The organism is Nitrospinota bacterium, assembly GCA_035528715.1.
In the GTDB taxonomy this organism is placed as follows: Bacteria; JADFOP01; JADFOP01; order DATKYB01; family DATKYB01; genus DATKYB01.
The window spans coordinates 1-15073 of sequence record DATKYB010000132.1 but is presented as its reverse complement, the minus strand read 5'-3'; the positions used below and the strand labels follow the sequence as shown (position 1 = coordinate 15073).

Sequence of the window (15073 nt, the reverse complement as noted above, 5' to 3'; positions counted from 1 at the left end):
TCCCTATTGTTTCATCAGAAGAATAACCTGTTACCTCTTCAGTTATTCTATTAAATACTGTAATATTATTTTTTAAGTCTATTACGATAACCCCTGCTGTTAGGCTTTCGAGAATATTATTGAGATAATTTTTTGCACTCTCTTTTTCTCTAAGGCTTACTTCTAATTCTTTGTTTTTCTTTTCTAGTTGAAGATTCAATATCTTGAGTTTTCTTTGTAAAAAATCATTGGATTCTTTTAATCTACTCGTAGATTGATTAAATGAATCAAAAGCCTTCTTTAAAAGCTCAAAATCTTCCGTTTTCAGCTTTACATTGTTCATTAATTAACCTCTTTTAAAATAAGACCTGTATCTTTTTTCAAAATGATAGCCCCTTATTGATTCATCAGCCATTTGAGCCCAAATATTATCAGGATATTTTTTCTTAACACTTTCCCATGTCTTTAATGCATTTTCTTCTTTTTTGATTTTCATGAGTAGACTTCCAATGGTATATAAGGCCCAACCAGCCCTCTTGTCTTTCGGGTATAAACTGGTTGCCTTTTGAAAGGTCGATAACGCCTTTTTGTACTCCTGATTAAAGAGGAGTGCTTCTGCTAAATTAAAATATTGATCCCTTATATAGTCTGATATTTCCTCTTTTTTGTATTTCATCTTTTTAAATTCAAGGCGGGAGACTTTATATGTATTTATCGCTTTGGAATATTTTCCTAATTCTTTATAACAATTACCAAGCATATGATAGCTTATTGCGTTTCTCTTTCTGTGCTTATCTTTTCTTATGGCTGATAAGTATAAGATAGAGGCATCTTTGAAATTTCCTTTTTCATAAAGAATGTCTGCTAAGTAGTGCATAGAATCAACTGAATATCGACTATGAGGATATTGTTTTAATAAAAACCTAAAAGTCTTCTCAGACTTAGATTTATCACCATATTGACTATACAATTTCCCAATTTCAAAAAGGATAAGATCTTTAATTTTATTTTTATGAGAGATCTTTAGTGCATTGCTAAAGGTGACGAGTGCGCTTTCACGAAGACCAAGGGTATTATAACTATTTCCTATAAGGAAAAGAGTTTTCGGATCCTCCATCTTTAATAGATATGGTTCCAAATTATCAGTATATATCTCTATAGCTGAATAATGTCTTCCTTGTTTATAATAAAAATTTATTAACTCTTTTATGGAAGACTCAAGAACAAGTAGCGTATCATCAAATAAGATACTTTCAGGATATTGACGGAGAAGGACTTTAAACTTTTCTGTTGCCTCCCTAAACTTCTTGTTCTTTTTGAGCATGTTTCCTTCTTTGAATATAGCTAAGTCTGCAAAACCGCTGGAGGGAAACTCATCATAAATCTCCCCATATGTCTTAATTGGATTTATACAAGGAAGATAATTAAAGACAGGATGGTCATTAAAAACAAATTGTTCTTTATCCATGATTTTTCCTTCGGCTCCGATATCAGCCATTCTAATCTTGCTTAAAACAAAACCTTCCCCTTCTTCGTAATCGGTAATGACCTCAGAATAAACTCTCAATGCTTCTTTTGTCATCCCCTTTTCTCTAAAAGAATCTCCAATTCTTGCAAAAGCCCTTTGGCTGATTTCTTTTTTTGTTTTTAAATTTGCTACTTCAAAAAATGTAAGGATTGCCTTGTCATAATCTTTATTTTGATAGTAGTTTTCACCCATATTAAAAAAGGTTTGGATGTGGGTATTTAAATATGAAGGCCATATGTTTTTGGAATGTTCATAATAATTTTTAGCCCTTTTAAACTCTTTATTTTTAAAATAAGAATCAGCTATCCTATATGAGGCCTCCCACGCAACCTTTGTATCTCTATATTTATCGACTACCTTTTGAAATTCTATGATTGCCTCGATGAATCTATCATACTGATATAAATTTTTTCCTTTTCCCAATTGAGCTAATGGTGCATACCGACTTTTTGAATATTCATCTATGACCTGTTGATATACTGACTCTGCCTCATAAAAATACTTCATTCTTAAGTAGCAATTACCTAAATGATACAGAGCCTTTACTACAAATTTAGATTCTGGGAAGGTTCTTATAGCATCCTTATAGCCTTGAATGGCAAGCAGATGTTTAATGTTCGGATTCTGCTCTGCCATATAATAATAACAATCACCTATAAAGAAGTAAGATGGCTCTACATATTTTGATTCAGGAAAGTTTCTAATGATTAAAGAAAATTTATCTACTGCCTTTGGCAAAGCCCCTTTTTTAAAGTAATCAACAGCTATTTTGTATTCTTCTTCTGCCTCGTCCATTTCTTTTTCAACTATCATCTCAGTTTCAGTTTTAGGTTTTTCTGCTTTAATTTTCTTTTCGGAATCCTCATCAGGCTCAAAAGTCTCTACAAAAGAATATATTTTGGTTAGATGCCTCGTTTTATCTTTTTTATCTTTCTTTGAAATATCTCTATTGTCTTCTGAATCTCTGCGTTTTACATCAATAACAATTCTGGGTGGATTCTGTAAAAAGAAGTGTCTTACATCTACCTCACTAATTTTTGTTTTTAACTTGATTAATAAATCTTCTTCATCATTTTTTTCCCACCATATCTTCTCTAATAGGGGATCATTGAGTTTTCCTGTTTTTTCGCTGATTACAACTGAATCAGGGATTTTGAATTCAATGATATTGTCTATATAATGTCTGGTAAGCCCCTCAGGAATACTTTTATCAATCTCCAAGACTATTCTAGAGTATTCTGAGAGTCTTCCGTGACGAATATCACTCACTTTGCATATAGATTGGACTTCTATTGGAACAATTAAGACAAAGAAAATGCATAAAATTGTTATATATTTTAAAATAATATTCAAAGTGAACCCAACGACTCTCAAATTAACTTTACTTCCACGGATAACTTAGGGTAAGTTTTTTAATTTTTTAAAGCAAGGTTTATGCCATACACCCGTAAAAAAATTTTTTAATAAAATACAAAGGATAAGATAAGAGGAAAGTGAGTTTAAGAGTTGATTTTACGAAGAAAATAATGTCATCACATTGACATCATGGAACTACTTTACAGGAAGGATAAATTAAGAAAAAATAAGGAGTATGTCAAATTTTAACTAAAAGTGTCATTAAGTTGACAAATATTTAGAGCAGAATTTAAAAGAATTTCTATTGAATATCTATCTTTTTTATCTTTTCTACGAGAGTCGTTCTGTTCAGATTTAATAACTTTGCAGCTTTATTCTTAATCCAGTTTGACTTGTCTAGTGCCTGAATAATTAATTTTTTTTCAAATTCGCTCACTAATGATTTAAAGCATATTCCTGCCTCTGGAATTTCAATCTTTGGCACCAATGAACCTTGCCTAGCGGCGAGAAGTTTTTCTGGAAGGTCTTCAGGAACGACTGTTCCTTTACCTTTCAAAATAACAAGCCTTTCCATTAAATTTTCCAGTTCTCTAACATTGCCTGGCCAGTGATAGTTCATAAGTATCTGCATGCATTCTGGAGAAAATTCCTCTATATTTCTTTTCTTTTCTTTGTTGAACTTTTCTATAAAGTGATAAGCAAGAAGAGGAACATCAGATGTCCTTACCCTTAGTGGAGGTATATCAATCGGTATGACATTCAATCTATAAAAAAGGTCTTCTCTGAAGGTTCTATTAGAAACCTGTTCTTCAAGATTTTTATTTGTTGCTGCAATAACCCTTACGTCTACTCTGATCGATTTTGACCCCCCAATTCTTTCGAACTCTTGCTCTTGTAATACCCTGAGAATTTTGACCTGTAAGGCTGGGCTCATTTCCCCTATTTCATCCAGAAATATCGTACCACCACTTGCCAGTTCAAATCTGCCTTTTCGAGTAGCAATTGCTCCAGTAAAAGCACCCCTCTCATGACCAAATAGTTCACTCTCTAGCAAATCTTCTGGAATAGCCCCACAATTTACAGGAATTAAGGGTCTATCTTGCCTATTGCTATTATAATGAATTGCCCTTGCAACTAGTTCCTTTCCTGTTCCACTTTCACCATATACCAAAACAGTACTGTTGCAATCAGCTACGGTTTCAATAAGTTTGAAAACCTCTAGCATTTTTTCGTGATTCCCAAGAAGATTCTCGAACTTATACTTTGTTTTTAACTGCTTCCTTAGCAATATATTTTCAGCCTTTAGCCTCTTATGTTCTAATGCTTTCTGAATAACAATTTTCATTTCCTCTGTCTGTAAAGGTTTTAGAATGTAATCATATGCTCCGGCTTTCATTGCTTCAACAGCATTTTTAATCGTACCAAAACCTGTAAAAATGACTACTTCTGTAATAGAATTGGACCTTTTTACATATTTAAGAACATCAAGTCCGTCTGCCATGGGCATCTTTAAATCTGTTAGTATTACATCGTACTCTTTCTCACCCAATAACTTAATAGCCTTTTGACCATTTTCTGCTATTTCAGTATGATATCCGTCCAAATTTAAAATCTCGGATAAAGATTCTCTAGTACCTTTATCATCATCAACGACTAAAATACTTGCGTTATCCATTATTATTTAACCCTTGAATATTTTGTAATTGAATAATATGATTAGTTTTATAAATAGATTAATCCCCTTTATAAAAAAGGGGATTTATACTTTTGAATTAGAGTATACTGCAATCTATGCTTTTTGTCAAAACAAAAAATTCTATTAAAGACTCCAAGGTATAAATTTATCTGTTTTTATGCCAAAATATATAATTTTATTGACAAAATCTAAAATATTGTTATATTTAAACATTTAATAATATTTATCTCTGGAGGGATTTGAGGTGTATGCGATTATAGAAACGAGTGGTAAACAGTATAAGGTTTCACAAGGTGATATGATTAAAATAGAGAAGATAAAAGGAAAAGTTGGAGAAGAAATAGAATTAAAAGATGTATTAATGGTGTGTGATGGAAATGATATAAATATTGGAAATCCGAAATTAAAGAGTGCGAAGGTTACTGGAGAAATATCCGGACAAGGAAAAGCAAATAAAATAATCGTGTTTAAACATAAAAGAAGAAAAAACTACCGAAGGAAACAGGGTCATAGACAAGAATTTACAAATATAAAAATAACTGGTATACAAACTTAAAAAAACAATACTGGATGGAGGAAAGAAGATGGCTCATAAAAAAGGACAGGGAAGTTCAGCAAATGGGCGTGATTCCATTGGTAAAAGACTTGGGGTAAAGCGTTTCTCAGGTCAAAAGGTGTCTGCAGGAAGTATCTTAGTTCGTCAGCGCGGAACAATATTTAAACCAGGAGAAAATGTTGGTCTTGGAAGAGATTACACGCTGTTTGCCAAGAAAGACGGGATTGTAATGTTTGAAAAAAAAGGCAAAAGTTCCAGATTGATTAGTGTCTATTAGTAACCTTAGGGCTTATAATAAATAAAACTTATCCTTCCTGAAATCCCTACATGTTTGTTGATCAAGTAAAAATATATGTTAAAGCTGGTGATGGGGGGAGAGGATGTGTGAGTTTTAGAAGAGAAAAATATATACCAAGAGGTGGTCCTGATGGCGGCGATGGAGGAAATGGGGGGAATATAATAATAGAAGGTGATAACCATCTTCATACCTTATTAGACTTTAAATATAAACAACATTATAAAGCAGGAAAAGGTGCTGGAGGCGAGGGAAAGAATAAACACGGAAAGAGAGGAAAAGATTATATTCTAAAAGTTCCAATAGGCACAGTCATCAAAAACGCCGAAACCTCAGAATTATTATTTGATATTACAAAAGAAAAAGAGAGGTTCATAGCTGCAAAAAGAGGAATTGGAGGAAGAGGAAATACGAGGTTTAAATCCTCCACAAATCGAAGCCCAAGATTTGCTGAGGACGGTAAAAGAGGTGAAGACTTATGGTTGGAGCTAGAACTAAAACTATTAGCAGATGTAGGCCTTATCGGAAAAACTAACGTTGGCAAGTCTACCCTTCTCTCAAAGATCTCATCATCTAGACCTAAAATAGCAGAATATCCATTTACAACACTTATTCCTCATCTTGGCGTAGTAAAACTCGATGACTTTAGGAGCTTTGTAGCAGCAGATATCCCAGGCCTCATCAAAGGAGCCCATAAAGGCAAGGGACTGGGAATTCAATTTTTAAAACATATAGAAAGGACAAAGCTATTAATTCATTTAATTGATGTAACAGCTCAATGGGCTAATATCATCAAAGATTTTAAAATGATAAATAGTGAATTACACTCTTTTAATAAAAGCCTCTGTTCCAAACCTCAAATCATAGTCCTAAATAAAATAGACTTGATTCAAGATATAAAAGGAATAGAAGAGAACTATCAAGCTTATTTTGCTAAAAAGGATTATCCAGTATATATCACCTCCGCAAAACGAGGAGATGGAATTAAAACTTTACTTTTAAAAGTCATAGAGATTTTAGAAAAAATAGAAAAGGAGCAAAAGAATCAAAAGAAATCTAAGAAAGCAATTAATTAAGGACGTTAAAAGGATAGTAATTAAGATTGGAAGTGCTGTTATAGCACCTTCTAACGGAACCATAAGTCCTCTCATTATCCAAAATTTGGTCAATCAAATATCTAAGCTTGTCAAATCAGGGCTTCAAATTGTCATTGTTTCTTCAGGGGCCATTGCTTCAGGGCTCAAACAGCTAAATCTCAACAAACCCCCAAAAAATATTCCTCAAAAACAGGCATTTGCTGCTATTGGCCAGTCTTATTTAATCTGGACATATGAAAGGTATTTTAACAAGAAAAATCAAAAAGTAGCTCAGATTCTCCTCACTCATGATGACCTTAGCAATCGACAACGATATCTCAATGCAAGAAACACAATGTTTACACTACTAAGTTTCGGTGTTATACCAATAATAAATGAAAATGACAGTGTATCCGTAGAAGAAATCAAATTGGGGGATAACGATACTCTCTCCGCCTTAGTAACAAATATGATTGAAGCAGATCTTTTAATGATTCTTTCTGATGTTGATGGTCTTTATACAGTAAATCCTAAAGAGGGCTCCGAAGGTATGCTTATTCCTACTGTAAAGAATATTACTCCCGAAATTGAGAAGCTAGCTGGAAGAAAAAAATCAGAAGCAGGAACAGGTGGTATGTTTACAAAGATAGAGGCAGCAAAAAAAGCAGCAGCTTCTGGAGCAATGACGATCATTGTTAATGGGAGCAGAAAAAATATAATAGCAAAGGTCATGAAAGGCGAAGAGGTAGGAACGATATTTTTACCAGAATCCAAACTCAAAAGTCGAAAATATTGGATTGCCTTTACCTTAAATCCAAAAGGAGCAGTTAAGGTAGATAATGGGGCTAAAAAAGCCCTTATTGATAGAGGTAAAAGCCTCCTCCCTTCTGGGATAATAGAAACTAAAGGTAACTTCAAACCTGGAGATTCCATTAGTTGCATAGACTTAAAAGGTAAAGAATTTGCCAGAGGATTGGTGAACTTTCATTCAAAAGACTTAACCAAAATTGAAGGTTGCCATACCAAAGAAATAGAAAAAATATTAGGATACAAATATTACGATGAGGTTATTCACCGCGATAATCTAGTTATATTATAAAACAACAAAAGGTGGAATCAATGGATATAAAAAAGATGGTAATGACAATAGCGAAGGACGCAAAGATTGTTTCTCAAAATCTACGGACTTTATCTACCGATATTAAAAATAATGCTCTTTTAAATATGGCAAATTCCTTAGAAAAGAAAACCAACGTCATTATTGATGCAAATAAAAAAGATATTAAAAATGCAAAGAAAAAACGACTTTCATCTGCTATGATTGATAGGTTAACACTTAATCCTTCTCGAGTAAGAACAATGTCTGATGGATTAAGAGAAGTCGTATCTCTTCCTGATCCTGTTGGGGAAATTACTAGAATGTGGAAAAGACCTAATAATCTTCAAATTGGAAAGATAAGGGTTCCTATTGGTGTAATAGGGATTATCTATGAATCTAGACCTAACGTTACTGTAGATACTGCTGGATTAGCACTTAAGGCAGGGAATGCTATTATTTTAAGGGGAGGATCAGAAGCTATTCATTCTAATATAACCATTACAAAAATCTTAAGAGAAGCTTCAAAAATGAGTAATCTTCCTGTTAATAGCATCCAGTTGATCGATGTTACTGATAGAACTGCTGTTTATGAGATGTTAAAATTAGATGCATATATTGATTTAGTTATTCCAAGGGGTGGATTTGAACTTATCAATATGGTAGTAGAGAACTCGAGAATACCAGTAATAAAACACGATAAAGGCCTATGTCATATTTATATAGACAATGAGGCAGACTTAAAGATGGCAGAAGAGATAGCCTTTAATGCCAAGGTTCAAAGGCCCGGAGTATGTAATGCAATGGAAACCCTATTGGTAAACAAAGAAATTTCTGAAACATTTCTTCCCTCAATGGCCAAGAGATTCAAAGAAGCAGGGGTAGAAATTAGGGGTTGTCCAATAACAAAAAAGATACTACCCTTTGTTAAAAAAGCTTCTAAAAAGGATTGGGAAACAGAATACTTAGATCTCATTCTTTCCATAAAGGTTGTTAAAGATATAAAGGAGGCTATAGATCATATTGCAACATATAGTTCTGGCCTAGCAGAAGCCATCGTTACAACCAATTATAATAAAGCCAGAACTTTTTTAAACGAGGTGGATTCTTCCTCAGTTTTTGTTAATGCATCGACGAGATTCACTGATGGAAACCAGTTCGGTCTCGGAGCAGAAATGGGTATTAGCACTCAGAAATTGCATGTCAGGGGACCGATGGGGCTTGAGGATTTAACAACTACCAAATATATCATTTTGGGTAACGGTCAGATAAGGAGGTGAACAAATTATTGACTGTAACTTCTCTTCTTAGGTTACAGTAAAAAAATATATGCGTATAGGTCTAATCGGGGGAACATTTAATCCTATTCATAAAGGACATCTCAAGGTAGCAGGAGAAATTTTTGATAGATTTAAACTCGATTCAGTTATTTTTATACCTTCTTCACAACCTCCTCATAAAAAAATAGAAAAAATAGCAGAATCCTTTCATCGTTTATGCATGGTTGCAATTGCTACCCTCCATAATCCAAACTTTATGGTCTCTTTCAATGAATTAATGAGGAAAGGTCATTCTTATTCTATAAAGACCTTAGAAGAACTTAAAAATAGATTTGGTAAAAAGACAGAGTTTTATTTTACAGTTGGTATCGATGCATTCCTAGAAATATCCACATGGAAGGATGTTGATCTCCTCTTTAAAAACTGTCATTTTATTGTTAATTCTAGACCAGGATATGAGGACAATGACATTATAGATATTTTGTCAAAAACTGTTCAACCAAAATATAAAAATATATCTTTTAAGTTATTAGAAAAAAAGGGAAATTATAAAAATATAAAAGTGAAGAATTCTAAGTATTCTATTTTTGTTGTAGAAATTCCAGCCTTAAATATCTCTTCTACTGCAATAAGAAAGAAAATCTCAGAGGGTAAATCTGTTTCTGAATTCTTACCTAAGGGTGTAGAAGCATACATTAAAAAAAATAAACTTTATATTAATAACAAATGAGGGACAGATATTAATACTATGGATTTAAAAGAAAAAACCTTATTAAGTTCGAAGGTTGCAGAAGACAAAAAAGCTTTTGATGTAGTTATTCTAGACTTAAAGGAATATTCTTCGATAACAGATTATTTTATGATTTGCAGTGGGAATTCAACGAGGCAGGTTAAAGCAATCGCTGATGGAATTGATGAAAATTTAAGCAAGAAAGGAATTTGGGCTTTAGGGATAGAAGGGCATAACGAAGCAAGATGGATTTTAATGGACTATGGAGACCTGATAATACATATATTTTATGAAGAAACAAGAAAATTTTACGATTTAGAAAGGCTATGGGGTAGCGCACCTCTTGTGAATCTCGAGTGATAACTAAATATTCTTTCCAAAAAGAATCAATTGAGAATAATCTTTCCATTCAAACTCAATAGGATAATTGCCTTCAAAGCACGCACAACAATAATTGTCCTGGTCTGGATAAACAGTAGATTTTAAACCCTCTAAACTCAAATAGGTAAGTGTATCTGAGGTAATGTATTGATTTATTTCTTCCACACTATGAGAAGATGCCACCAATTCTGCTTTAGTAGGTGTATCTATTCCATAAAAACATGGGTTTGTAGCAGGTGGAGAACTTATACGCATGTGTACCTCTTTAGCACCAGCACTTCTTATCATTTGAATAATCTTTCTGCTGGTTGTTCCCCTTATAATTGAATCATCAATAACAATAACCCTTTTCCCTTTAATACAATCTCTAATAGCATTTAACTTTACTTTAACACCAAAATGTCTAATGGACTGCCTGGGTTCAATAAAGGTTCTACCAACATAGTGATTTCTGATAAGACCCAACTCCAGAGGAATTCCTGATTCTTCAGAAAAGCCTAATGCAGCAGGAACTCCAGAATCAGGAACAGCAACCACCATATCAGCATCTACATAGGACTCTTGAGCAAGAATTCTTCCAAGATTTTTTCTTACAGAATAGACATTTTTTCCGAAAATATTACTATCAGGTCGTGCAAAATATACGAATTCGAAAATGCAATGGGAATATTTTTCTGCAGGGAAAGGTTTAAAAGATTTTAAGCCTTTTTCATTGACTACTACAATCTCACCTGGTTCTACATCTCTTATATATTTTGCCTCGATAAGATCAAGGGCACAAGTTTCAGAAGAGAATACATAGGAGTCGCCCAATAAACCCAAACATAACGGTCGAAACCCATGAGGATCCCTTACTGCAATCAGCTCTTTTTCTGACATGACCAAAAGAGAATATGCACCCTTAATATTTCTTAATGCCTCGGTGATTCTATCAACAAGTTTCTTTTCCCTTGACATAGCTATAAGATGAACAATCACCTCGCTATCCATTGCAGAGCGAAAGATAGAACCTTGATTTTCAAGCTCATCACGTATTTTAAGTGCATTCAACAGATTACCGTTATGGGCGAGGGCTATAGAACCCCTGAGATATTCCATGAGAAAGGGCTGGGCATTTTTTAGGAGGCTAGAGCCTGTGGTAGAGTACCTGTTATGCCCAATTGCTATTGAGCCTGGTAGCCTTTTTAATCTTTCCTCATTAAAAATATCTGCAACGAGACCCATGGAAATCTCTGAATAGAGCTTCTCCCCATCAGAGGAGACAATACCAGCACTCTCCTGCCCTCTGTGCTGTAAGGAATATAGTCCTAAATAGGCAAGATTTGCTGCTTCAGGAGCACCATAAATTCCAAATATTCCACACTCCTCGTGAAACTTATCCATCATTGAAAATATCCCTTTAAAGTTCCTTCCCAATATTGCTTTAGAATATCAATTTTGATATCTATTAAAGGTTGAACTCTTTTTTTATTAATTATCTTCAATTTATCTCCACTCACTCTACCAATAATACTATAGGGAATTTTATATTTTTCAATTATACTTTTAAGTCTATCAATATCTTTTTCTTCTAATGAAACAACTATCCTTGACTGAGATTCTCCAAATAAGAGCGCATCATCTCTTATTTTATAATCTATTGATATCTCTGCTCCAACACCATTAATATTATTAGATATGCATCCTTCTGTCAATGCAGTAGCAAGGCCTCCCTCTGAGCAATCGTGCGCAGATTTTAGTATCTTCTTCTGAAATGCCTCAAGACATGCCCCCTGTACTCTTTTTTCGAGGTCAAGGTCTAAATCTGGAGGTGTTCCGCTTTCTATTCCATGAATAATATTTAGATATTCGCTCCCTCCTAACTCTTCTTTCGATTCTCCCAGCAATACAATTATATCCTCCTCATCTTTAAACCACTGAGTTAAGTAAGAATCATGATTATCGAGAAGACCAACCATTCCCAAAACAGGTGTGGGATATATTGCCCTTCCCAATGTTTCGTTATAAAAGCTGACATTTCCTCCTGTAACAGGTGTATCGAAAACCTTGCATGCCTCCGCCATTCCCTCAACGACCCTACTAAATTGCCACATTATCTCTGGCTTCTCTGGGTTACCAAAATTAAGGCAATTTGTTATCGCTAAAGGTTTTGCCCCTGAGCATGTAAGGTTCCTCGCAGCCTCTGCAACAGCAATTTTTCCTCCTATATATGGATCAAGATAACAGTATCTACTATTCCCATCTAATGTTAAGGCAATTCCCTTTTTTGAACCGGGGACCCTAAGAACGCTTGCATCTGAACCCGGGCAAACAACGGTGTTAATTCTCACCATATGATCATACTGCTCATAAACCCAATGCTTACTAGCTATTGTTGGCGAAGAGATTATTTTTATAAATGCCTCATTAAAATCTTCAGGTTGAGGAATTTTATTAAGATCAAGCTTTTGAATTTCGCTCTTATTTAATGGTTGTTTGATTGGTCTATTATATTTCGGAGCATCTTCAGAAAGGGCCTTTGCAGGTATCTCGACAACCACCTTACCATTATTCTTAACTCTGAGAAAACCGTCATCAGTAACCTTTCCTATCTCAACTGCTTCAAGATCCCATCTTGAAAAGATCTCCTTCACTTCATTTTCTTTACCTTTCTCCACAACGAGTAACATCCTTTCCTGAGACTCAGAAAGCATAATCTCATAGGTGTTCATTCCTTGTTCTCTTAAGGGCACATGAGATATATCTATTTCGATCCCTGAATTTCCCCGACTCGCCATTTCACAAGTGGAACAGGTAAGACCTGCTGCCCCCATATCTTGAATACCAACAATACACTCTTTTTTCATAGCTTCCAGGCATGCTTCTAAAAGGAGCTTCTCTGTAAAAGGATCACCAACCTGTACAGTTGGTCGTCTTTCTTCGGATGTTTCATCAAATTCCTCAGAAGCCATTGTGGCTCCATGGATTCCATCCCTCCCTGTTTTTGAACCGACATAGATTACAGAATTTCCTGTACCTTTAGCACTTCCCTTAAAAATTCTTTCTTTTTTTACAATTCCAAGGTTAAAGGCATTCACAAGGGGATTGTTCGCATAAGTCTCTGAAAAATATATCTCTCCTCCCACAGTAGGAACCCCTATACAATTTCCATAGCTTGCTATGCCAGCCACAACACCTTCCAAAAGATATCTGTTTTTTGGCTTTTCTAATGGACCAAACCTAAGGGAATTTAAAGAGGCAATAGGTCTGGCACCCATGGTAAATATATCCCTTAATATCCCTCCCACACCTGTGGCAGCTCCCTGAAAAGGCTCTATAAAAGAGGGATGATTGTGACTCTCTATTTTAAACACAATAGCCAATCCATCACCAATATCAACAACTCCTGCATTTTCTCCTGGTCCTTCTATGATATGTTTTCCTTTTGTTGGCAGTTTCTCTAAATGAACTTTAGAGCTTTTATAACTGCAATGCTCCGACCACATGACGGAAAATATACCTAATTCCGGATAGTTGGGCTCTCTTCCAAGGATATTTAATATCCTTTCATACTCTTCTTTAGATAACCCATGCTCTTCAATTAATTTTTCAGTTATTTCAACTTCCATAACCTAACCTTTTTGCCTGACATAATCCCTTATTGACTCAAAGATTATCCTTCCATCTGAGCTTCCCAAAATATCCTCTGAAGCTCTTTCAGGATGTGGCATCATTCCAAGTACATTCCCTTCCCTATTACAAATACCAGCTATATTTTCTAGAGAACCATTAGGATTATCCTTTTCACTCACATCTCCAGAAATAGAACAATATCTGAATATGATTTGATTATTTTTTTTAAGAGCTTTAAGTGTTTCCTGGTCAGCATAATAACAACCTTCATTATGGGCTATAGGCATTCTAATTACCTTTCCCTTGCCAAATCCTGAGGTAAAGGGTGACTTGATATTTTCTGTTTTTAGAGAGACAAATTTGCATATGAATTTCAGGCCTCTATTTCTTAACATGGCACCTGGAAGGAGACCAGATTCTGAAAGTATCTGAAAGCCATTACATATCCCTATGACTAACTTGCCGTTCTCTGCAAATTCCTTTATAGAGTTCATTACTGGTGAAAATCTTGCTATAGCACCAGTTCTTAAATAGTCACCATATGAAAAGCCGCCTGGCAAAATGATACAATCATATCCAATCAGATCGCTATCCTTATGCCAGATAAAATCTACAGATTCTTTTAAAACCTCTTTCACAACCCTGTAGCAATCATGGTCACAATTTGAACCTGGAAATACTACTACTCCAAACCTCATTTCTGTTCCCTATTTGTGATTTTCTATTTCAAATCTATAGTTTTCGATTATGGGATTTGCCAGAAGTTTCTGACACGCCTCATCTATCCTTTTATTCAATTCATTGTTAGGAATATTATTGACGGTTATCTCCATGTATTTTCCAATCCTGACATCCTCTACAAAAGAATAACCAAGGGAATCCAAAGAGTTTTTTACTGTCTTGCCTTGAGGATCTAACACTCCCTTCTTTAAGGTCACGTATATCTTAACAAGGGGCATAACTCTAATCTCCTTATGAATAATTCTTAGATTGAATCTTCCTTAAATACCCTCTCAAATATTGTGTCTACATGTTTTAAGTGATAGTCTAAATCAAAGCAGGCATCTAATTCTTCTTTGGTGAGGAGCTTTTTTATTTCTTCGTCACTACTAACCAATTCATAAAATTCTACGCCCTCTTCCCACGACTCAAGGGCATTTCTCTGAACAAGTTCATAAGCCTTTTCTCTAGTAATTCCCTTTTTAGCGAGTTCTAAAAGAATTCTTTGTGAATAGATTAATCCATGAGTCATCTTAAGATTTCTTTTCATGTTTTCAGGGTATACGAGGAGAGTATCAATCAAATCTGTAAACTTAAAAAGCATATAGTCTAAAAGAATAGTGCTATCAGGAATAATGATCCTTTCTACTGAGGAATGGCTGATATCTCTTTCATGCCAGAGGGGAATATTCTCCATAGCAGCCAATGAATTCCCCCTTACTACCCTTGCCAATCCTGAGAGCTGTTCTGATGTAATGGGATTCCTTT

15 protein-coding genes are annotated in these 15073 nt (G+C 34.6%); 7 read left to right on the top strand and 8 right to left on the bottom strand.

Going from position 1 to position 15073, the window contains the following annotated elements; genetic code table 11:
• From VMW81_09570 to VMW81_09560, 3 genes are all read right to left on the bottom strand, one after another.
• Nucleotides 1-322, bottom strand: a 322-nt coding sequence (locus tag VMW81_09570; GenBank protein ID HUU51186.1) for a PAS domain S-box protein, incomplete at its 3' end; no start/stop codon positions are given.
• A gap of 3 nt (nt 323-325) precedes the next feature.
• A complete protein-coding gene (locus VMW81_09565) occupies nt 326-2860 on the bottom strand; it encodes a tetratricopeptide repeat protein (GenBank protein HUU51185.1) in 2535 nt (844 codons plus the stop codon).
• A 304-nt stretch (nt 2861-3164) separates the two neighbouring features.
• Nucleotides 3165-4538: a sigma-54 dependent transcriptional regulator gene (locus VMW81_09560; GenBank protein ID HUU51184.1), complete on the bottom strand. Its 1374-nt coding sequence runs from the start codon at nt 4536-4538 to the stop codon at nt 3165-3167.
• A 265-nt stretch (nt 4539-4803) separates the two neighbouring features.
• Here VMW81_09560 and rplU point away from each other — a divergent pair, with 265 nt between their 5' ends.
• From rplU to rsfS, 7 genes are read left to right on the top strand one after another with little or no spacing between them, the layout of a single operon-like run.
• Nucleotides 4804-5115 (top strand): 50S ribosomal protein L21, encoded by a 312-nt coding sequence (gene rplU / locus VMW81_09555; GenBank protein ID HUU51183.1) that lies wholly within the window; start codon nt 4804-4806, stop codon nt 5113-5115.
• A gap of 28 nt (nt 5116-5143) precedes the next feature.
• A complete protein-coding gene (gene rpmA, locus VMW81_09550) occupies nt 5144-5392 on the top strand; it encodes a 50S ribosomal protein L27 (protein ID HUU51182.1) in 249 nt (82 codons plus the stop codon).
• Between the two features lie 50 nt (nt 5393-5442).
• Nucleotides 5443-6486, top strand: a complete 1044-nt coding sequence (gene obgE, locus VMW81_09545; GenBank protein HUU51181.1) for a GTPase ObgE — start codon at nt 5443-5445, stop codon at nt 6484-6486.
• Nucleotides 6482-7585, top strand: coding sequence for a glutamate 5-kinase (gene proB / locus VMW81_09540; GenBank protein HUU51180.1), 1104 nt, complete (start codon nt 6482-6484; stop codon nt 7583-7585). The genes obgE and proB overlap by 5 nt, the downstream gene beginning before the upstream one ends.
• A 20-nt stretch (nt 7586-7605) precedes the next feature.
• Nucleotides 7606-8862 (top strand): glutamate-5-semialdehyde dehydrogenase, encoded by a 1257-nt coding sequence (locus VMW81_09535; protein ID HUU51179.1) that lies wholly within the window; start codon nt 7606-7608, stop codon nt 8860-8862.
• A 49-nt stretch (nt 8863-8911) separates the two neighbouring features.
• A complete protein-coding gene (nadD, locus tag VMW81_09530; GenBank protein ID HUU51178.1) occupies nt 8912-9592 on the top strand; it encodes a nicotinate-nucleotide adenylyltransferase in 681 nt (226 codons plus the stop codon).
• A gap of 18 nt (nt 9593-9610) precedes the next feature.
• The gene (rsfS, locus tag VMW81_09525; GenBank protein ID HUU51177.1) at nt 9611-9952 is read left to right on the top strand and encodes a ribosome silencing factor; all 342 of its coding nucleotides are present in this window, start codon (nt 9611-9613) and stop codon (nt 9950-9952) included.
• Nucleotides 9953-9955: 3 nt separating this feature from the next.
• On the opposite strand, the gene purF is transcribed toward rsfS, so the two are convergent.
• From purF to VMW81_09500, 5 genes are all read right to left on the bottom strand, one after another.
• Nucleotides 9956-11359, bottom strand: coding sequence for an amidophosphoribosyltransferase (gene purF / locus VMW81_09520; protein ID HUU51176.1), 1404 nt, complete (start codon nt 11357-11359; stop codon nt 9956-9958).
• Nucleotides 11356-13581: a phosphoribosylformylglycinamidine synthase subunit PurL gene (purL, locus tag VMW81_09515; protein ID HUU51175.1), complete on the bottom strand. Its 2226-nt coding sequence runs from the start codon at nt 13579-13581 to the stop codon at nt 11356-11358. The genes purF and purL overlap by 4 nt, the downstream gene beginning before the upstream one ends.
• Before the next feature lie 3 nt (nt 13582-13584).
• Nucleotides 13585-14283 (bottom strand): phosphoribosylformylglycinamidine synthase subunit PurQ, encoded by a 699-nt coding sequence (gene purQ, locus VMW81_09510; protein HUU51174.1) that lies wholly within the window; start codon nt 14281-14283, stop codon nt 13585-13587.
• 9 nt (nt 14284-14292) lie between these two features.
• Nucleotides 14293-14544, bottom strand: coding sequence for a phosphoribosylformylglycinamidine synthase subunit PurS (purS, locus tag VMW81_09505; GenBank protein ID HUU51173.1), 252 nt, complete (start codon nt 14542-14544; stop codon nt 14293-14295).
• Between the two features lie 26 nt (nt 14545-14570).
• Nucleotides 14571-15073 (bottom strand): adenylosuccinate lyase (locus VMW81_09500; GenBank protein HUU51172.1); only part of this gene is annotated, 503 nt, incomplete at its 5' end.

Excerpts from the sequence above, each read along its gene's own strand:
- purS (HUU51173.1), bottom strand. The coding sequence starts at position 14,544 with ATGCCCCTTGTTAAGATATACGTGACCTTAAAGAAGGGAGTGTTAGAT.
- rsfS (HUU51177.1), top strand. The coding sequence starts at position 9,611 with ATGGATTTAAAAGAAAAAACCTTATTAAGTTCGAAGGTTGCAGAAGAC.
- purL (HUU51175.1), bottom strand. The coding sequence starts at position 13,581 with ATGGAAGTTGAAATAACTGAAAAATTAATTGAAGAGCATGGGTTATCT.
- nadD (HUU51178.1), top strand. The coding sequence starts at position 8,912 with ATGCGTATAGGTCTAATCGGGGGAACATTTAATCCTATTCATAAAGGA.
- obgE (HUU51181.1), top strand. The coding sequence starts at position 5,443 with ATGTTTGTTGATCAAGTAAAAATATATGTTAAAGCTGGTGATGGGGGG.
- VMW81_09535 (HUU51179.1), top strand. The coding sequence starts at position 7,606 with ATGGATATAAAAAAGATGGTAATGACAATAGCGAAGGACGCAAAGATT.
- purF (HUU51176.1), bottom strand. The coding sequence starts at position 11,359 with ATGATGGATAAGTTTCACGAGGAGTGTGGAATATTTGGAATTTATGGT.
- purQ (HUU51174.1), bottom strand. The coding sequence starts at position 14,283 with ATGAGGTTTGGAGTAGTAGTATTTCCAGGTTCAAATTGTGACCATGAT.
- VMW81_09560 (HUU51184.1), bottom strand. The coding sequence starts at position 4,538 with ATGGATAACGCAAGTATTTTAGTCGTTGATGATGATAAAGGTACTAGA.
- rpmA (HUU51182.1), top strand. The coding sequence starts at position 5,144 with ATGGCTCATAAAAAAGGACAGGGAAGTTCAGCAAATGGGCGTGATTCC.